Genomic DNA, 23669 nt, shown 5'->3' on the forward strand with positions numbered 1-23669 from the left:
TAACAGTTTGTTAACCATAACATTTAGAATTTTATTCAATTCGATGCCCATTCATTGCGGGCTATGGGTCTTTTAGGGTTAATCCATGGTTAAAGCTCATGGAACAAATCCCAATGCCCTTAGGCCAATCATTTTCTGACGGAAACTTTTCAGCAAAACTTCTCTCCACGCTCGACCATGTCGAATATCGGCGTATCGAGAGCAACGAAGATTTCGAGGATATCGCCCGGCTGCGATACAGGGCCTACAAGACCCACAACGTGCTGCCGGTCGCTGCGACCAAGCTCATCGATGAGATCGACTTCGACAAGAATGCGCATGTCTTCGGCGTCTATTACGACGAGGAACTGGTCAGCACGATCCGCCTCCACCACGTCACGCCGGAACACAGGGTCTGCCAGTCGATCAGCATTTTCCCCGAGGCCGTGAATGGCCTTCTGGACGCCGGGATGACATTGATCGACTCGGCGCGTTTCGCCATTGCTCCGGAATATGCCAGCGAACTTTCGGCCATGCCTTACCTGACGGTGCGGCTGACGCCGGTCGCGGCGATCTATTTCGACGCGGACCGCGTGCTGCAGCCGATCCGTCCGGCGCATGCGGCATTTTATCGCCGGTTCTTCTATGCCCAGCCGGTGGTGCCGCCGCGGCGGATCCCGCAATACGATTTCGATCTGATGCTGCTCGCATCGCAGACCCGCGAATTGCGCTCCAAGATGATGAAGCGCTTCCCGGCGTTTCAGTCGGAGGCCTATGAACGCCGCCTGCTGTTTGCGCGCTCCTCGAATTTCGACACCGCGCCGCTCACCATCCTGCCGACGGCCCGCATCGCCGGCCGGCCGAACTCCCCCGAAATGTCCTACCTGACCTGAAGCGCCGACGCCTGGGCGTACCGGAAGCCATTGTGGCGGCATTGCGCTTTCCCATGGCTTTGTGTAAGGCCTGAAGTGACCTCCATCGTGCCGAACGAGGCATGATTCCGGATGTCGACAAGGGTTTTCCCCGCAGGCGCCGACGCTTCGATCGAGCGGGCGCGTGCGGCTGATGAAGGAGACGGGACTGATGGACAATCACCATAGCGGGCCGGTGGAAACGGGTGCTTCGATGGATTATGCGGAACACGACAGGACCTACAACGCCTTCATCGCGGGTGCGAAATGGGGCACGATGGTCATCGTCGTTCTGATGATCGCCATGGCTGCCGGTTTCTTCGGCGGAGCGGGCTTCATCGGCAGCCTTCTCGTCTTCATCATTCTCAATATAGCCGGCGTTTTCCTGCTGCGTTGATCCGGTTCGGCCAGCCCGGCCACCGGCTTTGAGGAAGGGCGAAGCTTTTCGCCCGCCTTGCGATATCGACTGGGAGGAGACAGTCTTTGCCGAAGATCGTATTTGTATGCCGTGAAGGTTCCGACGAACCGCGCGTCGCCGCCTCGCCCGAGAGCGTCAAGCGGCTGACAGGGCTAGGGCTCTCGGTCGTGATCGAGAGCGGCGCCGGCCTTGCCTCCGGTGTTCGCGATGCGGATTTCGAAGCCACCGGTGCCCGCATTGCCGGTGCCGGGGAGGTCGGCTCGGCCGATATCATCCTGAGGGTCAATCGGCCGACGGCGGCGGAGATGACGTCCTACAAGCCGGGCGCCGTGGTGTTTGCTGTCATGGACCCCTACGGCAACGAGGCCGCCCTTGCCGGGATGGCGAAAGCCGGGCTCACCACGTTTGCCATGGAACTGATGCCGCGCATCACCCGCGCCCAGTCGATGGACGTGCTGTCCTCCCAGGCGAACCTTGCCGGATATCGCGCCGTCATCGACGCATCCCATGAATACGGCCGCGCCATGCCGATGATGATGACTGCCGCCGGCACCGTGCCCGCCGCAAAAGTCTTCGTCATGGGCGCCGGTGTTGCCGGCCTGCAGGCGATCGCCACGGCCCGCCGTCTCGGCGCCGTGGTATCGGCAACCGACGTACGCCCCGCGGCCAAGGAACAGGTCGCCTCGCTCGGCGCGAAGTTCATCGCGGTCGAGGACGAGGAATTCAAGGCGGCCGAAACCGCCGCCGGTTACGCCAAGCCGATGTCGGAAGCCTATCAGGCAAAGCAGGCGGCATTGGTTGCCGAGCATATCGCCAAGCAGGACATCGTCATCACCACGGCTCTCATTCCCGGCCGTCCGGCCCCGAGGCTGGTGACGCGCGCCATGCTGGCGTCGATGAAGCCGGGTTCGGTGGCGGTCGACCTCGCCGTCGAACGCGGCGGCAATATCGAAGGATCGGAAAAGGGCAAGGTCGCCGATGTCGAGGGTGTCGCCGTGATCGGCTACGCCAATGTCGCCGGCCGCATCGCCGCCTCCGCTTCGGCGCTTTATGCCCGCAACCTGTTCGCCTTCATCGAGACCATGGTTGACAAGGGCACCAAGGAATTTGCCGTCAATCTTGAGGACGAGCTCGTCAAGGCGACCATGCTGACCCATGGCGGCCAAGTCGTGCATCCGAATTTTGCGGCGGCCGCGGCTGCGCTTGCCGGTGGCGAGACGCCGGTTGCTGCCTCAGCCGCGACATCCGCTCCAGCCGTAATCTCCATAGAGGAGCCGGCGGCTGCCAAGCCGGTGCGCGCCCGCAAAAAGCCGGTCGCAGATGAAGCCGCAAGCAATGGAGATCTGTGATGGCCGGTGAAGCAATGAACAAGGCGCTGGAGCAGCTCGACCAGGCCGTGACCGCCGTGATGAGCGCCGCCGCCCAGGCACCGGAAGCGGCGAGCGCCGCAACCGGCGGGGCGATCGATCCCTTCGTGTTTCGGCTGGCGATCTTCGTGCTGTCGATCTTCGTCGGTTATTATGTCGTCTGGTCGGTGACGCCGGCGCTGCACACGCCGTTGATGGCGGTTACCAACGCGATCTCCTCGGTCATCGTCGTCGGCGCGCTGCTTGCGGTCGGCGTATCGGCGAGCGGCTTTGCGACTGGCTTCGGTTTTATCGCGCTGGTGCTCGTTTCGGTGAACATCTTCGGCGGCTTCCTGGTGACCAGCCGAATGCTCGCCATGTACAAGAAAAAAGATCGCTGAGGGTTCGGATACCATGTCGCAGAGCCTCGCAGCTTTCCTTTACCTCGTCTCCGGTGTGCTGTTCATCATGGCCCTCCGGGGCCTTTCCCACCCGACGACCAGCCGCAAGGGCAATGTCTACGGCATGGTCGGCATGGGTATCGCCATCGTCACCACCCTGTTGCTCGCCACGCCCACCTTCGGCGGCTTTATCCTGATCGTGCTGGCGCTCAGCCTCGGCGGCGGGGCAGGGGCCTATATCGCCCGCACCATTCCGATGACGGCGATGCCGCAGCTCGTCGCCGGCTTCCATTCGCTGGTCGGTTTTGCCGCGGTGATGGTTGCGGCGGCGGCACTTTACGCGCCCGATTCCTTCGGCATCGGCGCGGTCGGCCATATCCACGGTCAGGCGCTGATCGAACTGGCGCTCGGCGCGGCGATCGGAGCGATCACCTTTACCGGCTCGGTCATCGCTTTCCTGAAGCTCGACGGGCGGATGTCCGGCAAGCCGATCATGCTGCCCTACCGGCACTTCATCAATATCGGCCTGCTGGTGCTGGTCGTCGTCTTCGTCTTCGGCCTGGTGCAGACCGAAAGCCATTTCGACTTCTGGCTGGTCGTGGTGCTGGCCTTGGCACTCGGCGTGCTGCTGATCGTGCCGATCGGCGGCGCCGACATGCCGGTCGTCGTGTCGATGCTGAACTCCTATTCCGGCTGGGCGGCCGCCGGCATCGGGTTCACGCTCGGCAACCTCGCGCTGATCATCACCGGCGCGCTGGTCGGCTCCTCGGGTGCGATCCTCTCCTACATCATGTGCAAGGGGATGAACCGGTCCTTCATCTCGGTCATCCTGGGCGGCTTTGGCGGCGAGACGGCATCTGCTGCCGGCGACGACGGCGTGCAGCGGACGGTGAAACAGGGCTCGGCCGACGACGCGGCCTTCCTGATGCAGAACGCCGAGAAGGTGATCATCGTGCCGGGTTACGGCATGGCCGTCGCCCAGGCCCAGCATGCGCTGCGAGAACTCGCCGATACGCTGAAAAGCCACGGCGTCGAGGTCAAGTACGCGATCCATCCGGTCGCCGGCCGCATGCCCGGCCATATGAACGTGCTGCTCGCCGAAGCCAACGTGCCCTATGACGAGGTATTCGAGCTGGAAGACATCAATGCGGAGTTCGCGCAAGCCGACGTCGCTTACGTCATCGGCGCCAACGACGTCACCAACCCGGCGGCCCGCGACGACAAGACCTCGCCGATCTACGGCATGCCGATCCTCGACGTCGACAAGGCGAAGACCTGCCTGTTCGTCAAGCGCTCGCTCGGTTCTGGCTATGCCGGCATCGACAACACGCTGTTCTATAAGGACGGGACGATGATGCTGCTCGGCGACGCCAAGAAGATGACCGAGGACATCGTCAAGGCGATGAAGCACTGAGGCCAGTTGAACGGTGAACATGAAGCCCGGCATCGCCGGGCTTTTTTGTGAAGACGGATCGTGCGACATTGGAAGTGAGCAGGAGGCTAAGATGGCGAGCATAACTATATCACTTCCGGACGCTGCCAAGGATTGGATCGATGAACAAGTCCGCAGCGGCGGATATGCTAATGCCGCTGAGTATGTGAGCGAACTGGTTACACAGGAGCGAGTTCGGCAATGCGAAGAGCTTTCGCTTGAAGAGGTGCGCCACCTGATCAAAGCCTCTAAGGCGAGCGGCATTGGGACGAGGAGTATGGACGAGTTGTTTGCCGAGGCAGAGCGGCTCGTAGAGGCGAAGAAGGCTAGACGTGCCTGAGTATCGGCTTACGCCCAGAGCCGAATCAGAAATTGTCGATATCATTCGCTACGGGATTGAGACATTTGGAGTGTTGCAGGCGCAGCACTACGTTGATGAACTGACGCATTGCTTCGAACTCCTTGCAGAGAATCCGCGCATGGGGAAGGCCGTTCCCGATTTTGGCGAATCAGTGCGCCGCCACATTCACGCGCGTCATATCGTTCTCTATGAAATTAACGCTCCTGGCATCCTGATCCTTGCAGTGGTTCACGTTCGCAGCGTGGTTCGACTCATCAAGTCGTAACAATATTCGGATCTTACAGACGCCCCATGACCATCCCCACCAGTCACCCTTTCGATTTCGATCCCACCTACGGCATGGGGCTGAAGCAGCTTCAGGCCGTGGTGCCGCCGCAAGCGCCGGAGGGTTTCGATACGTTCTGGAGGGATCGGTACCGGCGGGCGATGACAATCGATCCGGAGCCGGGCCTGCGCAAGAGCGGGCTCGACCATCCGAAATGGCATGTCTTCGACATCGCCTATATGTCGACCGGTCGGTTTCCGATCGGCGGCTGGCTTCTTTTGCCGCGGCAGGGAGAGATCAGGCGCGGGCTTGTCGTCGGCCACGGATATGGCGGGCGCGACGCGCCGGATCTCGATATTCCGGTGGAGGAGACCGCCGTCCTGTTTCCCTGCTTCCGCGGCATGTCGCGCAGTACCCGGCCGCCGATCTCGCCGGACTCCCACTGGCATGTGCTGCACGATATCGACAAGCCGGACCGCTACATCATCGGAGGCTGCGTCGACGACCTTTGGGTCGCGGCGAGCATGCTGATCGCCCTTTACCCCTGGCTTTCCGGCCATATCGGCTATAGCGGCATCAGCTTCGGCGGGGGCATTGGCGGGCTTGCCATCCCCTTCGACAACCGGATCGATAGAGGGCATCTGTCGCTGCCGACCTTCGGGCATCAGGAGCTGCGGCTGAAGCTGAAAAGCATCGGCAGTGCTGCCTCCGTCCAGGCCTATCAGGCGAAATACGGCAACGCGTTGAAGACGCTGCGCCTGCATGATTCGGCGGTGGCGGCGAGCCGCATCACGGTGCCGATGCTGACGAGCGTCGCGCTGTTCGATCCGGCGGTTGCGCCGCCCTGCCAGTTCGCCGTCGCCAACGCAATTCCGAAATCAAAATTTAATGAAATCTTCATCCTGGACGCCGGACATTTCGACTATCCTGGTAGCATGTTGCAAGAGGCGGCCCTTCGCGAGAGGGTCGGACAGTTTTTCAAGGTGTCATGAACCGCGAATATCTGCGCTGGTACAGCCAGCGGCTCCATCGAGACATGGAACTCCTGGTGTTCGGTCATGCCGGCGCCAAGGTGCTGATGTTCCCGACCCGCGAGGGGCGTTTCTGGGAATATGAAGAGCTCGGCATCGTCGGAAGCCTCGCCGACAAGGTGCGCGCCGGCCAGTTGCAGCTCTATTGCGTCGACGGGCTGGCGGCTGAGACCTTTTACGACGCACACCAGCATCCCTCGGTGCGGATCCGCAGGCATGCGGCATTCGAGGATTACATCCTCAACGAGGTTCTGCCGCTGATGGCGACCCGAAACGGACATGACTGCACGATCGTGCAGGGCTGCAGCCTTGGTGCCTTCCAGGCGGCCAGCATCGCCTTTCGCCATCCGCACCTGTTCCGCAAGCTCGTCGCGTTTTCGGGGCGGTACGACCTGACGCTGAAGGTCGAAGCGTTCGGCGACCTGCTGGACGGCTATTACGACGATACCGTCTATTTCCACACCCCGTCGCATTTCCTGCCCGGCATCAGCAGCGGATGGCAGCTCGAAAGGCTGCGGCAGGTGGAGATCGTGCTGACGATCGGTGACGCCGATCCTTTCCTCGACAACAACCAGCATCTCAGCCAGGTTCTGTCCGAAAAGGGTGTCGGGCATCGCATGCATGTCTGGGATGGCCGCGCGCACCGGGCCGGTGCCTGGCGCAAGATGGCGGCACTTTATATCTGAGGCAGGACGGAAATCAGCTCGGCCGAAAGGCGGGGATATCAGGTGCTGGCGCGGGTGCGAGTCGCGCCGTCCTGGGCCGGCTTGTAGTTCGGATCGAGACGCATGGCGTGCGAATAGGACTTGTAGGCGCGCGCCTTGTCGCCGCGGCGCTCATAGACCAGTGCCTGGTTCGCCCAGGATTCGGCGAGCTTGTCGTTGAGCTCGATCGCGCGGTTGAAGTCGGCAAACGCGTTGTCGTCGTCGTTCAGGGCGACATAGGAAATGCCGCGGCCGTTATAGGGCTCCGGCGAATTCGCCGACAGCGAGATGGCTTTGGAGAAATCGTCGATCGCCTGGGCGTGCTGGCCGCGCCCCTGGTAGATCAGGCCGCGATTGTGCCAGGCGCGGCCATCGGTGGTTTCCAGCTGGATCGCCTTGTTGAAGTCGTTGAAGGCTTCGTTGGTACGGCCGGCCTGGCGATAGATATTGCCGCGGCCGATATAGGCGACGTCGTAGTTCGGGTTGATCTGCAGCGAGCGGTTGTAGTCGTTGGCCGCTTCGACGGGCTTGCCCATGTTGCGATAGACCAGCGCCCGGTTGGCATAGGCCTGGTAGAACTGCGGATTGAGCTGGATGGCGCGGTTGAAGTCCTCCAGCGCCTTCGAAAACTCGCCGGCGCGTCCATAGGCCGTACCACGGACATTGTAGGCTTCCGGATCCTGCGGACTGGAACTGATGACGGAAGAGAGCGAGGCGATGTTCTCTTGGGACCCCTGGGCGCGATCGACGGTGATCATGTCGGTCGAGGTCGTGGTCGAGCAGCCGGCGAGTGCCAGAAGGGCGATCAGCGCGGCAGGCAATGCTGTCTTGCGGCGGACGGGAGAAACATGGTTCAAGAGGCCGGAAATTTCGGTTCCACGAGAGAGAACGGGATTTTTGGCGGCCATCAGGCGCATTTCCTCATGTCGGGGCAAAGGCATTGTAAGTCTCGGACCAAATCAAAAGAGCGGCGGCGCCCATGTCGCCACCGCCCTGAAAGCACATGAAAACGTCCAAAAAACGGCCGATCAACGAGCCGGGCGTGCTGGAACCGTGCGAGCCGGAGCTGCAATCAGGCCTTCGCGCTGCATGCGCTTACGGGCCAGCTTGCGAACGCGACGAACAGCCTCTGCCTTTTCACGGGCGCGCTTCTGCGACGGCTTCTCGTAATAATCGCGCATCTTCATTTCACGGAAAATGCCTTCGCGCTGCATCTTCTTCTTGAGAGCGCGGAGCGCCTGGTCGACGTTGTTGTCGCGGACTAGTACCTGCACGTGAATCCCGTTCCTTTGGTTTGTTGCTCGCCTGGATCGGTACGATTCGAGGCGAAAGAATAACGTCCGCTCGGCCTGGAGCCGTGCGATTGATGACGGCAGATAGCAGAAGAGATGTGCGAAGTCCAGACGCATTAAGGTTGATTGCGCCAATTCTGCGGCCTTTTGCGGGGCGGCAGGAATGGGAAGAGCCTGTCGCCGCCGATGATCCGAATGCGACCCCGGCCGGAAGCGATCGATCCGATGGTTATCTGGCCCGGTTTCGCAAGATCTCGGCCGGGTGTCGGAGCGTCCGGCACCTCGGTCGGATATCGTCCAATCGGCGGACGATCTTGCCCGTGTCGATGGAGAAGGCGAATGCGTCGCAATAGAGCCATTGCGACGCATATTGATTTGCGATGGGTATGGCACTACCCAAATGCCGGCCCTGCGATGAGGGCTGACGATCCGAGGAGTTCGAGGCGAGATGCGCAGATATTCGGTTTTCGCCGTGGCCCGCGAGGCGATGCGTGCCCACAAGGGCTGGGAAGCGCAGTGGGCCTCTCCGGAGCCGCGCAGCGCATACGACGTGATCATCGTCGGCGCCGGCGGGCACGGCCTGGGTGCTGCCTATTACCTGGCCAAGGAACACGGCATCACCAATGTCGCGGTGATCGAAAAGGGCTGGCTCGGCGGCGGCAATACGGGCCGCAACACGACGATCATCCGCTCCAACTATCTCTATGAAGAGAGCATGGACATCTACGAGCATTCGCTGAAGCTCTGGGAGGGGCTGAGCCAGGATCTCAACTACAATGTCATGTATTCGCCGCGCGGCGTGATGATGCTGTCGCACAACACCCATGACATGCAGAGTTTCAAGCGGCATATCAATGCCAACCGGCTCTACGGCATCGACAACGAATGGCTGACGCCGGAGCAGGCCAAGGCCTTCGTGCCGCCGCTCGATATTTCCAAGACGGCGCGTTACCCGATCAACGGCGCCGCCCTGCAGCGGCGCGGCGGCACGGCCCGCCACGATGCGGTCGCCTGGGGTTATGCGCGTGCAGCGTCCGACCGCGGCGTGCACATCATCCAGAATTGCGAAGTGACCGGCATCCGGCGCGGCCCGAACGGCGACGTCCTGGGCGTAGAGACGAGCAAGGGTTTCATCGGGGCAAAGAAGATCGGCGTCTCGGCCGCCGGGCATTCGTCCGTCGTGATGGAGATGGCGGGCGTCAGGGTGCCGCTCCATTCAACTCCGCTGCAGGCGCTGGTCTCCGAGCCGCTGAAGCCGATCTTCCCCTGCGTCGTCATGTCGAACACGGTGCATGCCTATATCTCGCAGTCGGACAAGGGCGAACTCGTCATCGGCGCCGGCACCGACCAGTACAATTCCTATTCCCAGACCGGCGGGCTGCAGATCATCACCCACACGCTCGACGCCATCTGCGAACTCTTCCCGATGTTCCGGCGGGTGAAGATGATGCGCCAGTGGGGCGGCATCACCGACAACACGCCGGACCGCTCGCCGATCCAGGGCGTCACGCCGGTGCCGGGCCTGTTCGTCAATTGCGGCTGGGGAACCGGCGGCTTCAAGGCGACGCCGGGTTCGGCCAATCTCTTCGCGCATCTGATTGCCAAGGGCGAGCCGCACCGGTTGGCGGCGGGGCTGAACCTCGACAGGTTCCGCACCGGCCGGCTGATCGACGAGGCGGCCGCCGCGGCGGTGGCGCATTGATGTTGGCGGTTTTGGACATGTTTGCGAGTGGTGGATGGGGTCCACCTTCTCCCCAGCGGGGAGAAGGTGGCGGCTGCCGGATGAGGGGGGCTTCAAGGCAGGCTCGTCCTTCGCTTGTCGCTCGGACGCTCGCGCCTTTCGTCGCTCGCCCCCTCATCCGCCCTTCGGGCACCTTCTCCCCGCTGGGGAGAAGAAGGAATGCGAGGCTGGCCTTTACACCGACCCCATGTGCCGGGAGACTTTCATGCTGCTGATCCATTGCCCCTATTGCGAAGAAGATCGCTCGGAACTGGAATTCCGGTGGGCCGGCGAGGCGCATATTGCGCGGCCGGAGAATATCTCGGCGATTTCGGACGAGGAATTCGCGGAATATTTCTTCCTGCGCAACAACGAAAAAGGCCTCACCTATGAACGCTGGCGGCATATCCACGGCTGCGGCCGGTTCTTCAACGCGGCGCGCGACACGGTGAGCGACAGGTTCCTGATGACCTACAAGGCGGGAATGCCGAAGCAGCCGCTCCCGGAAACCGGAGCCTCGGAAAAGACCGTCGAGACCTATGAAGCGACCGAAGGAGACGCACGATGAGCGCCTCCTCCAACTCCGGCACTTTCCGCATCAAGGGGGCAGGGCGGCTGACGCCTGCCCGCACGGCGCGCTTCACCTTCGACGGCAAGAGTTATACGGCGCTGGAAGGCGATACCGTCGCCTCGGCGCTCTTGGCGCATGGCGTGCATCTGCTTGGCCGCTCGTTCAAATATCATCGGCCGCGCGGCATACTGTCTGCCGGTCCGGAAGAGCCGAACGCGCTGATCGACGTGTCACGCGACGCGGCGCGGCGCCAGCCGAACGTACGCGCCACCGTGCAGGAAGTCTTCGACGGCGCCAAGATTGCCTCGCAGAACCGCTGGCCGTCGCTCAAGTTCGATGTCGGAGCGGTCAACAATCTGTTTTCGCCGTTCTTTGCGGCCGGCTTTTACTACAAGACCTTCATGTGGCCGCGCGAGGCCTGGGTGAAGATCTACGAACCCTTCATCCGCCGTGCGGCCGGCCTCGGCGTTGCGCCGACCGAAGAAGATCCGGATCATTATGCCAACCGCTACGCCCATTGCGACGTGCTGGTTGCCGGCGCCGGCGTTGCCGGCCTGACGGCGGCGCTTTCGGCGGCTGCGACGGGGCAAAGCGTTTTCCTCGTCGACGAACAGCCGGAGGTCGGCGGCGCCCTCCACTACGACGCGGCGACCACGATCGACGGACAGAACGGTTACGACTGGGCGCAGGCGACGGCGGCAAAGCTGAAGGCCATGCCGAACGTGACGGTGCTGACCCGCACGACGGTGTTCGGTTATTACAATCACGGTTTCCTCGGCCTCGTGGAGCGGGTGACCGACCATGTCGCGAAGCCCGGCAAGGACCTGCCCCGCGAACGGCTGTGGCAGGTGCGGGCGAAAAAGGTGGTGCTGGCGACCGGTTCGATCGAGCGGCACATGGTGTTTGCCAATAACGACCGGCCGGGCATCATGCTGGCGTCTGCGGCACGCACCTTCCTCAACCATCACGGCGTCGCTGTCGGAAGACAGGTCGGCGTCTACACGGCGCATGATTCGGCTTATGAAACCGCTTTCGACCTGAAGCGGGCGGGCGTCTCGATCGTTGCGATCGTCGATTGCCGTGCCGATCCCGGCGAGACGCTGCTGGCGGAAGCCCGTGCGCTCGGCATCTCCGTGCTAAGCGGCCATTCGGTGACCGATACCGGCGGCCGGCTGCGGATCTCCTCGATGACCGTGGCGCGCAACGGTGGCGGCGATGCCCGCAAAATTTCGGTCGACGCGCTGATCGTTTCGGCCGGCTGGACGCCTTCGGTGCACCTGTTTTCGCAGTCGCGCGGAAAACTGCGGTTCGACGACGTCAACCAGCGCTTCCTGCCGAATATCTATGCGCAGGATTGCGTTTCCGTTGGCTCCTGCAACGGCACGGACGACCTTGCCGAACTGATAGACGAGGCGATTGCGGCCGGCGGCGGTTCGGTGGCGCTTGCGGGCGAGAACCGGTTCGAATGGACCGGCGGCATGATCGGTGCGGCTGAAGGTGCGGGGCCGGATACGACGGTGAAGGCCTTCGTCGATTTCCAGCACGACGTGACCGCCAAGGACATCCGCCTTGCGGTGCGCGAGGGCATGCATTCGATCGAGCATATCAAGCGCTTCACCACCAACGGCATGGCCTCCGACCAGGGCAAGCTATCCAACATGCACGGCCTCGCCATCGCCGCCGAAATGCTCGACCGGCCGATCCCCCAGGTGGGGCTGACGACATTCCGCGCGCCCTATACGCCGGTCACCTACGGCACGCTGGTCGGCCATTCGCGCGGAGAACTCTTCGATCCGGCGCGCAAGACGCCAATGCACGCGCTCGAAACGGCCGAAGGCGCCGAGTTCGAGGATGTCGGCAACTGGAAACGCGCCTGGTATTACCCGAAGCGCGGCGAGGACATGCTGGCTGCCGTCAACCGCGAATGCCGGACGGTGCGCGAGGTAGCGGGCGTGTTCAATGGTTCGACGCTCGGCAAGATCGAGGTCGTCGGCCCCGATGCGGCGCAGTTCCTTGACCTCCTCTATACGAATGCCTGGGGCAGCCTGAAGCCGGGCAAGAGCCGCTACGGGATCATGACCCGCGAGGACGGTTTCGTTTATGACGACGGCGTTGTCGGTCGGCTTGCCGAGGACCGTTTCCATGTGACGACCACGACCGGCGGGGCGCCGCGCGTGTTGCATCATATGGAAGACTATCTGCAGACGGAGTTCCCGCATCTCAGGGTCTGGCTCACCTCGACCACCGAGCAATGGGCGGTCATCGCCGTGCAGGGGCCGAAGGCGCGCGAGATCATCCAGCCGTTCGTCGAAGGCGTCGATATTTCCAACGAGGCCTTTCCGCATATGAGCGTGGCGGAATGCAGCGTGATGGGCGTTCCGGCGCGGCTGTTCCGCGTCTCGTTTACCGGCGAACTCGGCTACGAAATCAACGTGCCGGCCGACTACGGTCCGGCCGTCTGGAAGGCGATCTGGGAGCGGGCGGAGCCGATGGGCGCCTGCCTCTACGGCACTGAGACCATGCACGTGCTGCGCGCCGAAAAGGGCTATATCATCGTCGGCCAGGATACGGACGGCACCGTGACGCCGCACGATGCGGGGCTCGGCTGGGCTGTCTCCTCCAAGAAGCCGGATTTCGTCGGCATTCGGGGGCTGAAGCGTCCGGACCTTGTGCGCGAAAACCGCAAGCAGCTTGTCGGGCTGCTGACCAAGGACCCGGCTGTGGTGCTGGAGGAGGGCGGCCAGATCGTCGCCGATCCCAACCAGGCCAAGCCGATGACCATGCTCGGCCACGTGACATCGGCCTACTGGTCGGAGAATTGCGGCCGCTCGATCGCGCTGGCACTGGTTGCCGGCGGAAGGGCGCGGATTGGCGAGACGCTTCATGTGCCGCTCAAAGACAGGACGATCGAGGTGGAAGTGACCGACATGGTGTTCTTCGACAAGGATGGAGGCCGCATCCATGGCTGATTCTGGGGCTGATCTGGCAAACCGCACTTCGCCTCTTTCCGGTTTCCACGGCGGTTCATCGACCGTCCGCCTCGAAGCCGCACCGCCCGCCGAGCGCATTTCGCTGCGCGCCAGGGCCGAGGATGTCGCAGCACTCTCCTCAGCGCTTGGCGTCGATCTGCCCGTCAGGCCGAAAACCTCGGCTTCCGCCAATGGCCGCTCCGCGCTGTGGCTCGGGCCGGATGAATGGTTGGTGATCGCGGACGGGAACGGCGGGCTGATGCAGGCCGCGAAGAATTCCGGCGCGCTCCATTCGGCGACGGATGTTTCCCACCGCAATACGGCGATCCTGGTGTCGGGGCCGGGGGCCGCGGCGGCGATCAATGCCGGCTGCCCGCAGGACCTGTCACTGAAGGTCTTCCCGGTCGGCGCCTGCTCGCGGACCGTTTTCGGCAAGGTGGAAATCGTGCTTCTGCGAACCGGCGACGATGCCTTCCGGATGGAGGTGTGGCGGTCGTTCTCGGACTACGCCTTCGGTCTGCTGGCGGAAGGCGCACAGGACGCGGCCGTCTAAGACAATCGCCTGGCTTGACTTCATCCTGCAGAACCTCACTCTCCTCATGAGAACGGGGAGGATGTCATGGGACAATTCACACTGATGGCAATTGCCGTCGTTGCGGCGGTGATCGGCGGGGCGATTGCCGCAAAGCTTGCCGGAATCGAGATCTGGAAGGGTGCGCTGATCGGCGCCTGCGCGTCGGTCGCCGGGGCGATCGCCTTCTTGGTGCCGGGAATCGACCGGGGCCTCTCGATCCCGATTGCCGGCTTGATCGGGGCCGGCATTTCCGGCGCGGCCGTCGGCCTGACGCCGACCCGCACCGCCCACCTCGCGATCGGCGCGGCGCTGCTGCCGCTCATCGGTTTCGTGCTGATGGAAATGGGGGCTTAGAAGGCTGCGGGGTCACAGCGACAGATCGAGGGCGGCTTCGCGCTCGATATAGGCGCGCTGCTGGTCGGTGATGTAGTCGCGCACGATCGGCGCTGCATCGCGCGAGCGCGAGAGCTGCATGTGGAAGACCAGCTGGCTGCCGGTGCGGAACATCATCTCGGCGCTGATCAGGTAGAATTCCCACATGCGGGCGAATCGCTCGTCATAAAGGGCGATGACGGCATCGCGGTTTTTCTCGAACCGCTCGCTCCAGTGGGCGAGCGTGGTGGCGTAATGCACGCGCAGGAATTCGAGATCGCTCACCCACAGGCTGTTGCGCTCGACCACCTCGAAGACCTCCGACAGGGCCGGCGAATAGGCGCCCGGGAAAATGTACTTGCGCAGCCACGGGCTTGCCATGCCGGGCGGGCTCATATGGCCGATCGAGTGCAGCACCGCCAGGCCATCGTCCGGCATCAGGCTGTTCAGCTTGGCGAAGAACTCGTCGTAATGATGCACGCCGACGTGCTCGAACATGCCGACCGAAACGATGCGGTCGAATTTTTCCGTCACGTCACGATAATCCTTGAGCTCGAAGCGGACACGGTTGTCGAGCCCGGCCGCCTGCGCCCGTGAGGAGGCGAGCGCCTGCTGTTCCTTCGACAGGGTGACGCCGAGAACCTCGACGTCTTCGAGCCTGGCGAGGTAGAGCGCGAGGTCGCCCCAGCCGCAGCCGATATCGAGCACTTTCATGCCAGGCTTGAGGCCGAGCTTGGCAGCCAGCAGCCGCAGCTTGTTGCGCTGCGCCTGTTCCAGCGTCTCGGTCTGCTCGCGGAAATAGGCGCAGGAATAGAGCATGTTGTCGTCGAGGAAGAGTTTGTAGAAGTCGTTGCCGAGATCGTAATGGTGCGCGACGTTCTGCTGCGCCTGGCCCTTGCGGTTGGATTGCTGCCGCTTGCGGAAGCGCATCTTGATGCTGCGCAGAACCTTCTGGAGCGGATAGGAGCCGAGCGACAGCCGGTTGACCGAAAACAGCGTCAGGAAATCGCGCAGCGTCGAGCCGTCCTCGAACCGCATCGTGCCGTCCATATAGGCTTCGCCGGCCGCCAATTCCGGATTGAACACGAGGGTCCGGTAGAGCCGTTTGTCGGTGAGGCGCATGGTCACCGAGGGGCCGGGCGTGCCGGCAAACACATGGCGGTTGCCCTCTGCATCAATGACCGTCAATCGGCCGCGGCGAATGAAGGATTTCATCATATGCGACAGCGGAAACATCAGCATCCCCCGGAACCATTAGCACCCGAGGGACAGGCTAACATCAAGTTTCGGGAATGGCGATCAACAGTTCGCGCACGGGTTCTAGGCTTGCCAGCCCTTCCATTTCACCCAGCGGCCGTGGGGATCGATGCGGCCGAGCTCCCGGATCTCGCCGGTCGGCCAGATCTGCAGGCTGAGCGCCGCGCTGTTCGGATCGTCGTCCATTTCCATCTGCAACCGGGCGAGCGGGGCTGCTTCCGTCGCCCGGCTGCCGGCCTCGGCGATGATCGCCTCGCCTGCCGAGCGGGCTTCCGGCGGCAGGTATTGCCAGGCGATTGAATGGTAGATGACATGGACCGTGCCGGGCACCAGGTTGTTCAGGCGCTTTTCCTTGAGCCAGGCGAGCGCGTCGTCCTTTTCGACCAGGACCTTGTTGACGCGGGCGATTTCAAGTGCGGACCGGGTGCGTTCCACCCGGTCCGTCTGGTCGGCCCAGATGTAGGACAGCAGGCGCAGGCTGTCCTGCGGTGAGTTCGGGTCGAGCGGGTTGAGGTCGCAGCCGGCGCGGTCGGTTATGGTGATCTCGACATTCGGCGGCTGCGGACCTTGCCAATCGGGCTCCAGCCTAACCGGAGATGACGGGTCGCCCCAGAGCAAACCGCCGAGATCGTGATGATAGCGGTCCCAATTGAGATTGAGGCCCATGCTGGCACCGAATTCCGACAGGATCAACGGCCGACGGAACAGATCGGCAATGGTGAGGAAGCCCGCGAGCAAGCCGCTCGACCGACGCACCTCGTTTGTTTGCGGGGCGAAATTCAGCCGTTCGAGGATGAAGGCTTCATGGGTTTGGAAGGCGCTGGCGATCGCCGTCCAAAGCACGTCGTCGCTTACGTCGTTCGGCGGGTAGGCGGCCTTCAGGCGATCGTCCTTGCCGTCGATGATCAGCGCATGCAGGGCGCCGGCGAGGCGGGTGGGCACTAGGTCGCCCCTTGTGCGGGGATCGCCTTCCCAGCTCAAAATCCGCCTGCCCACTTCGGTCGAACGGTCGAGATGTTCGAGCATCAACTTGCCGAGGCGCGGGGTAAAAGGTGATCCGAGGATCTGGCCGGCGACGATCTGTTCCCGGAACGCCTGCCTGATTTCCTCTTCGGACGCCATGGCGCTCACACTCCTTCGGGCCGGTCCTTCGGGTCGAACTGGATGATGGTGATCCAGATGGCCGTCAGCGCCGGTTTCCTCTCGTTCTCGATCTCGATCGAGATGTCGTAGGTGGTCATTAGCATGCCGGCGCCGCGGAAGCGGATTTCGGCCAGCGTGAAATGGCCGCGGATGCGGCTGCCGCTTTTGACCGGCGACATGAAGCGGATGCGGTCGAAACCGTAGTTGATACCCATCGTCTGTTCGCGGATCCTCGGCACGCAGTCGAAGTTCATGGCAGACAGCAGCGACAGCGTCAGGAAGCCGTGGGCGATGGTGCCGCCGAAGGGGCTCTCTGTCAGCGCCCGTTCCGGATCGACATGGATGAACTGGTGGTCGTGGGTGGCCTTGGCGAAGAGGTCGATCATCGGCTGATCCACCGTGAGCCAATCCGATACGCCGACTTCCGTGCCAACCAGACCCTCGACCTCGGTTAGCGAAATTTCACGCATGCGACCTCACTGATTTCTTCCAGAAAGCTGACGCAATTCCGGACGGAATACCGCTTGATACTTTCCCGGAACTGCTCTGATGGCTGGCGGACTTTACAGGGTTTGCCCTGGTTGGCGAGTGATTTTTGCGGCGCATCATTCCTCGATGCAGAAACGGACCGAACGGGCGGGGAGCACCTGATTCCACAGTTCGCGGGAGGCGAAATGTTTCCATCCCCAGCCGGGAAGCGCGAAGCTTGCCTGCTCGTGGCCGCGGTTGAAGAGGATGGCGATGCGGGTGTCTTTGTCGGTCTGCCGGTCGAGCGTCTTCAGCAGCATGCCGAGCACCGGGTTGCCGGGATTTTCCCAGTCGCCGACTTCCATGGGCTTTCCGGAGGCGGACAGCCATTCGACATCGCCGTTGCCGGTGAAGAAGGACGTCTCCGTAAAGACCGCGAAGCGCTTTCGAAGCGCGGCGAGCATGGAGGTGTGTTCGATGAGCACCTTGTCGATCTTGCTCCAATCGAACCAGGTGATGGCATTGTCCTGGCAATAGGCATTGTTGTTGCCGCGCTGGCTGCGTCCGGCTTCGTCGCCCATGGTCAACATGACGGTGCCGCGGCTGGCAAACAGGGTGGAGAGCAAGGCAGCGACATCGCGGCGGCGGTTCTCAAGGATAGTCACATCGTCGGTCTCGCCTTCGACGCCGTTGTTCCAGGAAAAATTCTCGCCATGGCCGTCGCGGTTCTGTTCGCCGTTCGCCTCGTTGTGCTTGTGCTCGTTGGAGACGAGGTCCATCAGGGTGAAGCCGTCATGGGCGGCGAGGAAATTGACGGTGCGGCTGCGGCCGGACTTTTCGAAGATATCCGATGACCCGGAGAGCCTTGTTGCGAGCGCGCCGGTCGTCCACTGGTCCCCACGCCAGTAGCGACGCATGTCGTCGCGGGCGCGGTCGTTCCATTCGAGGAAGGGTTCCGGGAAATTGCCGAGCTGGTAACCGCCACGGCCGATATCCCAGGGTTCGGCGATCAGGATGCGGTCCTTCAGCGCCTCGTCGGAGATCATCGCCTTCAGCGTCTCGCCCTTGGCGTCGAAACCGCTTTCTGTGCGGCCGATGATCGGGGCGAGGTCGAAGCGGAAACCGTCTATGCCGGCATGCACGACGAAATGGCGAAGCGTATCGATGATCAGCCGGCGGACGTAAGGGTGGTCGCAGGCGACCGTGTTGCCGGTGCCGGTATCGTTGACCAGATGGCCGGGCTCGCCATGGACATGGCGGTAATAGGAGCGGTTGTCGATGCCGCGCATGGAGAGCGTCGCGCCAAAGCGGTCGCTCTCGCCGGTATGGTTGAAGACGAGGTCGAGGATGGTGCCGATGCCGGCCTGGTGCAGCGTTGCGACCGTCTCGCGCAGTTCCCTGATGCCGCCCGGGCAGAGCCGCGGGTCGAGCGCCATGAAGGCGACCGGATTGTAGCCCCAGCCGTTGGTGAGACCGAGCGGAGGCAGGTGGCGTTCGTCGATCCAGGCGGTGATCGGCATCAGCTCGATCGCATCGACGCCGATTTTCTTCAGGTGGGCGACGATCGAGGGATGGGCAAGCGCTGCGACCGTGCCGCGCTGTTTTTCGGGGATCGCCGGGTGGAGCATGGTGAAGGGTTTGACCGCGACCTCGTAGACGAAGCCGCCCGGCGGCAGGATCGGCCGGCCGATCTTGGCGAGCGGGTCGCGGGTAATGACCGTCTTCGGCACCAGATCGGCGGTGTCGACGCCGAACATCGAGAGCCGGGCGTCGTGGCGGAAGAGGCGGTCCAGTTCGCGGGCATAAGGGTCGACGAGCAGTTTCGATGAATCGAACCAGGAGCCGTTGTCGGGATCGTAGGCACCCCAGGCACGGTAGCCGTAACGGGTGCCCGCACCGAGCGCCGGCACCGAGATGCGATGAATGTCGTCGCGGCCGCGCACCAGCCGGTGGCGGGCGGTTTCCTTCTTTCCCTCGGCGTCGAAGAGGCAGAGCTCGATCCGCTCGGCATGGTGCGACCAGACGGCGAAATCCGCGCCGTCTGCGGTTAGAGTCACGCCGCCCTGGATCGCCGTTTTTGCCATAGGCTCAGGTAATCACAGTGGGCTTGTCGCGGCCTGTCCTCTTGCGGAGATCGGAAATCTGGTCGGCCACAGTGATGAGGTCGGCGAGCGCCTCCTGGGTGTCGATCGCGTGGCGCGACGGATCGGGCTCGTAGCGCTCGACGTAGACGCGGATGGTGGCGCCCGAGGTGCCGGTGCCGGAGAGGCGGAAGACGACGCGGGAGCCGCCTTCGAAGAGGATGCGGATGCCCTGGTTCTTGGAGACGGAACCGTCGATCAGGTCGTGATAGGCGAAGTCGTCGGCGGTTGCGACCTTCAGCGCACCGAACGATTGGCCGGGGAGGGTCGCCAGCTTGTCGCGGAGCGCGGTGATCAGCAGGTTGGCGGCGTCCGAATCGACTTCTTCGTAGTCGTGCCGGGAATAGTAGTTGCGGCCGTATTCGGCCCAGTGCTTCCTGACGACCTCTTCGACGCTTTCGTTGCGGGCGGCCATGATGTTCAGCCAGAAGAGCACCGCCCAGAGGCCGTCCTTTTCGCGCACATGGTCGGAGCCGGTGCCGAAGCTTTCTTCGCCGCAGACGGTTGCCTTGCCGGCGTCGAGCAGGTTGCCGAAGAACTTCCAACCGGTCGGGGTCTCGTACATGCCGAGCCCGAGCTTTTCGGCAACGCGGTCGGCGGCAGCGCTGGTCGGCATGGAGCGGGCGATGCCGGCGATGCCGCGGGCGTAACCCGGAGCGACGGTGGCGTTGGCGGCGATGATCGCCAGGCTGTCGGACGGGGTGACGAACATGCCCTTGCCGACGATCATGTTGCGGTCGCCGTCGCCGTCTGACGCCGCACCGAAATGCGGTCCGTCGGGGCTCATCACGTCGTCATAGAGTTCCTTGGCGTGGACGAGGTTGGGGTCCGGATGGTGACCGCCGAAATCCGGCAGGGGCACCGCGTTGCGCACCGAACCCTCCGGAGCGCCGAGCCGGTTTTCGAGGATATATCGCGCATAGGGGCCGGTGACGGCGCCCATCGAATCGATGACGACATTGACGCCGCTGGCGATCAGCGCCCGGATCGACGGGAAGTCGAACAGCTGTTCCATCAGCTCGGCATAGTCGGCGACCGGGTCGATCACCTCGACCGCCATGCCGGCGACGTCGAAAGAGCCGATCGCGTCGAGATCGAGATCAGCGACATCGGCGATCTTGTAGATATCGATGACCTTGGAGCGGGCGAAGATCGCGTCGGTGATCTTTTCAGGGGCCGGGCCGCCATTGCCGATATTGTACTTGATGCCGAAATCCTCGGTCGGACCGCCGGGATTGTGGCTGGCCGAGAGGATGATGCCGCCGAAGGCCTTGTATTTGCGGATGATGTTGGAGGCGGCGGGCGTCGAGAGGATGCCGCCCTGGCCGACCATGACCTTGCCGAAGCCGCTGGCTGCGGCCATCTTGATCGCCTTCTGGATGACCTCGCGGTTGTAATAGCGGCCGTCGCCGCCGATCACCAGCGTCTGGCCCTCGAAGCCTTCGAGGCTGTCGAAGATCGACTGGATGAAGTTCTCCGCATAGTTCACTTGCGCAAAGACGGGGACCTTCTTGCGCAGGCCGGATGTGCCTGGCTTCTGATCCTGATAGGGGGCGGTGGTGACGGTCTTGATCATGGTCATGATCCTTTTTTGGCAATAAGGCTGGCATAGAGGCCGGCGTAAAGTCCGGCGCTCCTTTCCCAGGATACATCGGATTTCATGCCCTGCTTCTGCATCCCCGTCCAGACCTTCGGCTGATGGTAGAGGCGAACGGTGCGGCGGAGTGCCCGGCGCAGGTTGTCGGTGGTGACCGGGCTGAAGGATACGCCGGTGGCTGCCTTGGCGGCGATCGCGGCGTGGCTGGCATCGATGACGGTGTCGTTCAAGCCGCCGGTTCGGGCGACGACGGGAATGCAGCCGTATCTGAGGCCGTAGAGCTGGGTGAGGCCGCAGGGCTCGAAGCGCGAGGGGATGACGATCGCATCGCAGCCCGCCTGCATCAGGTGGGAGAGCGGCTCGTCATAGATCGAGAGGACGCTGACCTTGCCGGGATGGCGCTTGGCCGCGGCATGGAAGGCGTTTTCGAGCGCCCGGTCGCCGGAGCCGAGCACGGCGAGCCGCCCGCCCATGTCTATGAGATCGTCGAGCGTGTCGGCCAGCAGGTCCATGCCCTTCTGCCAGGTGAGGCGCGAGATGACGCAGAAGAGCGGTCCGGCCTCTTGGTCGAGGCCGAAGCGCTCAGTAACGGCCCGCGTGTTCTCGGCCCGGGTCTTCAGCGTCGTGGCGTTATAGTGGGTTTTCACGGCGGGGTCGGTCGCCGGGTCCCAGATCTCGGCGTCGATGCCGTTGACGATGCCATGCAGGTCGCCCTGGCGGATCGTCAGCAGGCCTTCGAGACCCATGCCAAATTCGGGGGTAAGGATTTCCTCGGCGTAGGAGGGGCTGACGGTCGAGATCGCCCAACTCGTCTGCAGGCCTGCCTTCAGGTAACCGACGCCGCCGAAATATTCGACGCCCTCGATGCTGAAGGCATGCGCCGGGAGCTCGAGATAGGGGAAGATGTCGGCGCCGTACTGGCCCTGGAAGGCGATGTTGTGGATGGTGATGAGCGTCGGCACTTCCGGCTTATCGGAATAGCGCATGTAGGCTGGCACCATCGCCGCCTGCCAGTCATGCACGTGGACGATGTCAGGCCGCCAGCCCTCAATGCCGTCCGCCATGGCCCCTTGCGCGATCATCGCGCCGGCCTGGGAGAGGGCCGCGAAACGACGCCAGTTGTCGAAATGGTCCTTGCCGGTGGCATCGACATAAGGGCCGCCGGGGCGGTCGAAAAAGGTCGGGGAATCGAGGATCAGGAGATCGAGCCCCTGGTGCTCGACTTCGAGGACATCCGCTCTGGCGCCGAGCAGGTTGTCGAAGCTGACAACGACTTTCGCGTCCTTGACGGCCCGCATCACCGCCGGATAACCGGGCATCAGCGTCTTGACCGAAACGCCATGGCCCTTCAGCGCCAGCGGCAGCGCCCCGGCCACATCGGCAAGTCCGCCGGTCTTGACCAGCGGATAGACTTCGGACGCAACCGAAAGCACTTCCATAACGCGTTACAGGTCCAGTTTGTCGATCATCGTCTGGGTGATCAGGCAGATGCCGTTTTCGGTGCGGCGGAAACGCTTCGCATCGACTTCGGGATCCTCGCCGACCACCAGGCCTTCCGGAATGGTTACACCGTGATCGATGACGACATTGCGAAGCTGCGCGCGTCTTCCGATCCGGACATTCGGCAGCACGACCGCCCCCTCCAGGCGGGAATAGGAGTTGGCGCGCACCCCGGTGAAGAGCAGGCTGCGATTGAGCGACGAACCGGAGATGATGCAGTCGCCCGACACGACCGACGAGGTCGCCGAACCGCGGCGGTTTTCGTCGTCGTGAACGAATTTCGCCGGCGGGGTGATTTCCGCATAGGTCCAGATCGGCCATGACTTGTCGTAGATATCAAGCCCCGGAACGATTTCCGTCAGGTCGATATTGGCCTGCCAATAGGCGTCGACCGTGCCGGCGTCGCGCCAGTAGGGTTCGCGCTCGAAATCGGACCGGACGCAGCTATCGGCGAAACGGTGGGCGACGGCTTTGCCGTGCTCGACGATATAGGGGATGATGTCCTTGCCGAAATCGCGGCTGGAGCCGGGCGTTTCGGCGTCGCGCTTCAGCACGTCCATCAAGAACTTGGTGTGGAAAACGTAGATGCCCATCGAGGCGAGCGCAAAACCGGGATTGCCGGGAATGCCGGGCGGATCGGCGGGCTTCTCGACGAAGGCGATGATCTCGTCCTTCTCGTTGACGTGCATGACGCCGAAGCCGGTGGCTTCCATGCGCGGCACTTCCAGGCAGCCGACGGTGACCTGCGCGCCGGAATCCACATGCTGCTGGAGCATGTATTCGTAGTCCATCTTGTAGACGTGGTCGCCGGCGAGGATGACCATGTATTCAGGCGCGTAGGCCTCGATGATGTCGATGTTCTGGAAGACGGCGTCGGCGGTGCCTTCGTACCATTGCGTCTCGGAGACGCGCTGGGAGGCGGGCAGGATGTCGAAGCTCTCGTTGCGCTCGGGGCGGAAGAAGTTCCAGCCGCGCTGCATGTGGCGGATCAGCGAATGGGCCTTGTACTGCGTCGCCACGCCGATGCGGCGGATGCCGGAGTTCAGGGCGTTGGAGAGCGCGAAATCGATGATGCGCGCCTTGCCGCCGAAATAGACTGCCGGCTTGGCGCGGCGGTCGGTGAGTTCCTTCAATCGGCTGCCGCGGCCGCCGGCAAGCACATAGGCCATGGCATCGCGCGACAGAGGCTGAATTCTTTTCTCGTTCATCGTTCCCTC

At 63.0% G+C, this 23669-nt stretch carries 23 protein-coding genes; 14 read left to right on the top strand and 9 right to left on the bottom strand.

Going from position 1 to position 23669, the window contains the following annotated elements; translation table 11 throughout:
* Window positions 1-113 precede the first annotated feature (113 nt).
* The 9 genes from C5J26_RS00920 to C5J26_RS00960 all read left to right on the top strand — a co-directional run bounded on the left by C5J26_RS00920 (window position 114) and on the right by C5J26_RS00960 (window position 6830).
* Window positions 114-872 carry a hypothetical protein gene (locus tag C5J26_RS00920; RefSeq protein ID WP_046668270.1) on the top strand — a complete coding sequence of 253 codons (759 nt, stop codon included), beginning with the start codon at window positions 114-116 and terminating at the stop codon, window positions 870-872.
* 190 nt (window positions 873-1062) lie between these two features.
* On the top strand, window positions 1063-1287 hold the full coding sequence (locus C5J26_RS00925) for an aa3-type cytochrome c oxidase subunit IV (protein WP_046668269.1): 225 nt from the start codon (window positions 1063-1065) through the stop codon (window positions 1285-1287).
* Between the two features lie 86 nt (window positions 1288-1373).
* Complete coding sequence (locus C5J26_RS00930) at window positions 1374-2657, top strand: Re/Si-specific NAD(P)(+) transhydrogenase subunit alpha (protein WP_105400137.1); 1284 nt, start codon at window positions 1374-1376, stop codon at window positions 2655-2657.
* Window positions 2657-3055: a proton-translocating transhydrogenase family protein gene (locus C5J26_RS00935; protein WP_105400138.1), complete on the top strand. Its 399-nt coding sequence runs from the start codon at window positions 2657-2659 to the stop codon at window positions 3053-3055. Before C5J26_RS00930 ends, C5J26_RS00935 begins: the two co-directional genes overlap by 1 nt.
* A gap of 13 nt (window positions 3056-3068) precedes the next feature.
* Window positions 3069-4469 carry an NAD(P)(+) transhydrogenase (Re/Si-specific) subunit beta gene (locus C5J26_RS00940; RefSeq protein WP_046604530.1) on the top strand — a complete coding sequence of 467 codons (1401 nt, stop codon included), beginning with the start codon at window positions 3069-3071 and terminating at the stop codon, window positions 4467-4469.
* Between the two features lie 19 nt (window positions 4470-4488).
* The gene (locus C5J26_RS00945) at window positions 4489-4827 is read left to right on the top strand and encodes a type II toxin-antitoxin system ParD family antitoxin (protein WP_105400139.1); all 339 of its coding nucleotides are present in this window, start codon (window positions 4489-4491) and stop codon (window positions 4825-4827) included.
* A complete protein-coding gene (locus tag C5J26_RS00950) occupies window positions 4820-5113 on the top strand; it encodes a type II toxin-antitoxin system RelE/ParE family toxin (protein ID WP_046668267.1) in 294 nt (97 codons plus the stop codon). The genes C5J26_RS00945 and C5J26_RS00950 overlap by 8 nt, the downstream gene beginning before the upstream one ends.
* Window positions 5114-5139: 26 nt before the next feature.
* Window positions 5140-6105 carry an acetylxylan esterase gene (locus C5J26_RS00955; RefSeq protein ID WP_105400140.1) on the top strand — a complete coding sequence of 322 codons (966 nt, stop codon included), beginning with the start codon at window positions 5140-5142 and terminating at the stop codon, window positions 6103-6105.
* A complete protein-coding gene (locus tag C5J26_RS00960) occupies window positions 6102-6830 on the top strand; it encodes an esterase family protein (protein WP_046604533.1) in 729 nt (242 codons plus the stop codon). The genes C5J26_RS00955 and C5J26_RS00960 overlap by 4 nt, the downstream gene beginning before the upstream one ends.
* Before the next feature lie 38 nt (window positions 6831-6868).
* Here C5J26_RS00960 and C5J26_RS00965 read toward each other — a convergent pair whose 3' ends face one another.
* A complete protein-coding gene (locus C5J26_RS00965; RefSeq protein WP_245441017.1) occupies window positions 6869-7756 on the bottom strand; it encodes a tetratricopeptide repeat protein in 888 nt (295 codons plus the stop codon).
* A gap of 120 nt (window positions 7757-7876) precedes the next feature.
* Window positions 7877-8122, bottom strand: a complete 246-nt coding sequence (gene rpsU, locus C5J26_RS00970) for a 30S ribosomal protein S21 (RefSeq protein WP_037077280.1) — start codon at window positions 8120-8122, stop codon at window positions 7877-7879.
* Between the two features lie 466 nt (window positions 8123-8588).
* Between rpsU and C5J26_RS00975 the strand changes: the two genes are divergently transcribed.
* The 5 genes from C5J26_RS00975 (at window position 8589) to C5J26_RS00995 (ending at window position 14328) form a co-directional block, all read left to right on the top strand.
* Window positions 8589-9842 (top strand): sarcosine oxidase subunit beta family protein, encoded by a 1254-nt coding sequence (locus tag C5J26_RS00975; RefSeq protein WP_105400142.1) that lies wholly within the window; start codon window positions 8589-8591, stop codon window positions 9840-9842.
* Window positions 9843-10086: 244 nt separating this feature from the next.
* Complete coding sequence (locus C5J26_RS00980; RefSeq protein WP_105400878.1) at window positions 10087-10428, top strand: sarcosine oxidase subunit delta; 342 nt, start codon at window positions 10087-10089, stop codon at window positions 10426-10428.
* A complete protein-coding gene (locus C5J26_RS00985; RefSeq protein WP_105400143.1) occupies window positions 10425-13400 on the top strand; it encodes a sarcosine oxidase subunit alpha in 2976 nt (991 codons plus the stop codon). The genes C5J26_RS00980 and C5J26_RS00985 overlap by 4 nt, the downstream gene beginning before the upstream one ends.
* Window positions 13393-13953, top strand: a complete 561-nt coding sequence (locus C5J26_RS00990) for a sarcosine oxidase subunit gamma (protein WP_105400879.1) — start codon at window positions 13393-13395, stop codon at window positions 13951-13953. The genes C5J26_RS00985 and C5J26_RS00990 overlap by 8 nt, the downstream gene beginning before the upstream one ends.
* 66 nt (window positions 13954-14019) lie before the next feature.
* The gene (locus tag C5J26_RS00995) at window positions 14020-14328 is read left to right on the top strand and encodes a hypothetical protein (RefSeq protein ID WP_046668262.1); all 309 of its coding nucleotides are present in this window, start codon (window positions 14020-14022) and stop codon (window positions 14326-14328) included.
* A gap of 12 nt (window positions 14329-14340) precedes the next feature.
* On the opposite strand, the gene C5J26_RS01000 is transcribed toward C5J26_RS00995, so the two are convergent.
* From C5J26_RS01000 to glgC, 7 genes are all read right to left on the bottom strand, one after another.
* Window positions 14341-15582 (bottom strand): cyclopropane-fatty-acyl-phospholipid synthase family protein, encoded by a 1242-nt coding sequence (locus C5J26_RS01000; protein WP_105400880.1) that lies wholly within the window; start codon window positions 15580-15582, stop codon window positions 14341-14343.
* A gap of 84 nt (window positions 15583-15666) precedes the next feature.
* Window positions 15667-16725 (bottom strand): DUF2332 domain-containing protein, encoded by a 1059-nt coding sequence (locus tag C5J26_RS01005; RefSeq protein WP_105400144.1) that lies wholly within the window; start codon window positions 16723-16725, stop codon window positions 15667-15669.
* A gap of 5 nt (window positions 16726-16730) precedes the next feature.
* Window positions 16731-17216, bottom strand: a complete 486-nt coding sequence (locus tag C5J26_RS01010; protein ID WP_105400145.1) for a MaoC family dehydratase — start codon at window positions 17214-17216, stop codon at window positions 16731-16733.
* A 135-nt stretch (window positions 17217-17351) separates the two neighbouring features.
* Window positions 17352-19298, bottom strand: coding sequence for a glycogen debranching protein GlgX (gene glgX, locus C5J26_RS01015; protein ID WP_105400146.1), 1947 nt, complete (start codon window positions 19296-19298; stop codon window positions 17352-17354).
* Between the two features lie 4 nt (window positions 19299-19302).
* A complete protein-coding gene (locus C5J26_RS01020) occupies window positions 19303-20931 on the bottom strand; it encodes an alpha-D-glucose phosphate-specific phosphoglucomutase (RefSeq protein ID WP_105400881.1) in 1629 nt (542 codons plus the stop codon).
* A gap of 2 nt (window positions 20932-20933) precedes the next feature.
* Complete coding sequence (glgA, locus tag C5J26_RS01025; RefSeq protein ID WP_105400147.1) at window positions 20934-22391, bottom strand: glycogen synthase GlgA; 1458 nt, start codon at window positions 22389-22391, stop codon at window positions 20934-20936.
* A gap of 6 nt (window positions 22392-22397) precedes the next feature.
* A complete protein-coding gene (gene glgC, locus C5J26_RS01030; RefSeq protein ID WP_105400148.1) occupies window positions 22398-23660 on the bottom strand; it encodes a glucose-1-phosphate adenylyltransferase in 1263 nt (420 codons plus the stop codon).
* Between the last annotated feature and the right edge of the window lie 9 nt (window positions 23661-23669).

It is taken from the genome of Neorhizobium sp. T7_12 (assembly GCF_002968535.1).
Lineage (GTDB): Bacteria > Pseudomonadota > Alphaproteobacteria > Rhizobiales > Rhizobiaceae > Neorhizobium > Neorhizobium tomejilense.

What these genes read in the sequence shown, in the direction of transcription:
- C5J26_RS00920 (WP_046668270.1), top strand. Translation starts at nt 114, where the DNA reads ATGCCCTTAGGCCAATCATTTTCTGACGGAAACTTTTCAGCAAAACTT.
- C5J26_RS00925 (WP_046668269.1), top strand. Translation starts at nt 1,063, where the DNA reads ATGGACAATCACCATAGCGGGCCGGTGGAAACGGGTGCTTCGATGGAT.
- C5J26_RS00935 (WP_105400138.1), top strand. Translation starts at nt 2,657, where the DNA reads ATGGCCGGTGAAGCAATGAACAAGGCGCTGGAGCAGCTCGACCAGGCC.
- C5J26_RS00940 (WP_046604530.1), top strand. Translation starts at nt 3,069, where the DNA reads ATGTCGCAGAGCCTCGCAGCTTTCCTTTACCTCGTCTCCGGTGTGCTG.
- C5J26_RS00945 (WP_105400139.1), top strand. Translation starts at nt 4,489, where the DNA reads ATGAAGCCCGGCATCGCCGGGCTTTTTTGTGAAGACGGATCGTGCGAC.
- C5J26_RS00955 (WP_105400140.1), top strand. Translation starts at nt 5,140, where the DNA reads ATGACCATCCCCACCAGTCACCCTTTCGATTTCGATCCCACCTACGGC.
- C5J26_RS00960 (WP_046604533.1), top strand. Translation starts at nt 6,102, where the DNA reads ATGAACCGCGAATATCTGCGCTGGTACAGCCAGCGGCTCCATCGAGAC.
- C5J26_RS00965 (WP_245441017.1), bottom strand. Translation starts at nt 7,756, where the DNA reads ATGGCCGCCAAAAATCCCGTTCTCTCTCGTGGAACCGAAATTTCCGGC.
- C5J26_RS00975 (WP_105400142.1), top strand. Translation starts at nt 8,589, where the DNA reads ATGCGCAGATATTCGGTTTTCGCCGTGGCCCGCGAGGCGATGCGTGCC.
- C5J26_RS00980 (WP_105400878.1), top strand. Translation starts at nt 10,087, where the DNA reads ATGCTGCTGATCCATTGCCCCTATTGCGAAGAAGATCGCTCGGAACTG.
- C5J26_RS00985 (WP_105400143.1), top strand. Translation starts at nt 10,425, where the DNA reads ATGAGCGCCTCCTCCAACTCCGGCACTTTCCGCATCAAGGGGGCAGGG.
- C5J26_RS00990 (WP_105400879.1), top strand. Translation starts at nt 13,393, where the DNA reads ATGGCTGATTCTGGGGCTGATCTGGCAAACCGCACTTCGCCTCTTTCC.
- C5J26_RS00995 (WP_046668262.1), top strand. Translation starts at nt 14,020, where the DNA reads ATGGGACAATTCACACTGATGGCAATTGCCGTCGTTGCGGCGGTGATC.
- C5J26_RS01000 (WP_105400880.1), bottom strand. Translation starts at nt 15,582, where the DNA reads ATGTTTCCGCTGTCGCATATGATGAAATCCTTCATTCGCCGCGGCCGA.
- C5J26_RS01005 (WP_105400144.1), bottom strand. Translation starts at nt 16,725, where the DNA reads ATGGCGTCCGAAGAGGAAATCAGGCAGGCGTTCCGGGAACAGATCGTC.
- C5J26_RS01010 (WP_105400145.1), bottom strand. Translation starts at nt 17,216, where the DNA reads ATGCGTGAAATTTCGCTAACCGAGGTCGAGGGTCTGGTTGGCACGGAA.
- glgX (WP_105400146.1), bottom strand. Translation starts at nt 19,298, where the DNA reads ATGGCAAAAACGGCGATCCAGGGCGGCGTGACTCTAACCGCAGACGGC.
- C5J26_RS01020 (WP_105400881.1), bottom strand. Translation starts at nt 20,931, where the DNA reads ATGATCAAGACCGTCACCACCGCCCCCTATCAGGATCAGAAGCCAGGC.
- glgA (WP_105400147.1), bottom strand. Translation starts at nt 22,391, where the DNA reads ATGGAAGTGCTTTCGGTTGCGTCCGAAGTCTATCCGCTGGTCAAGACC.
- glgC (WP_105400148.1), bottom strand. Translation starts at nt 23,660, where the DNA reads ATGAACGAGAAAAGAATTCAGCCTCTGTCGCGCGATGCCATGGCCTAT.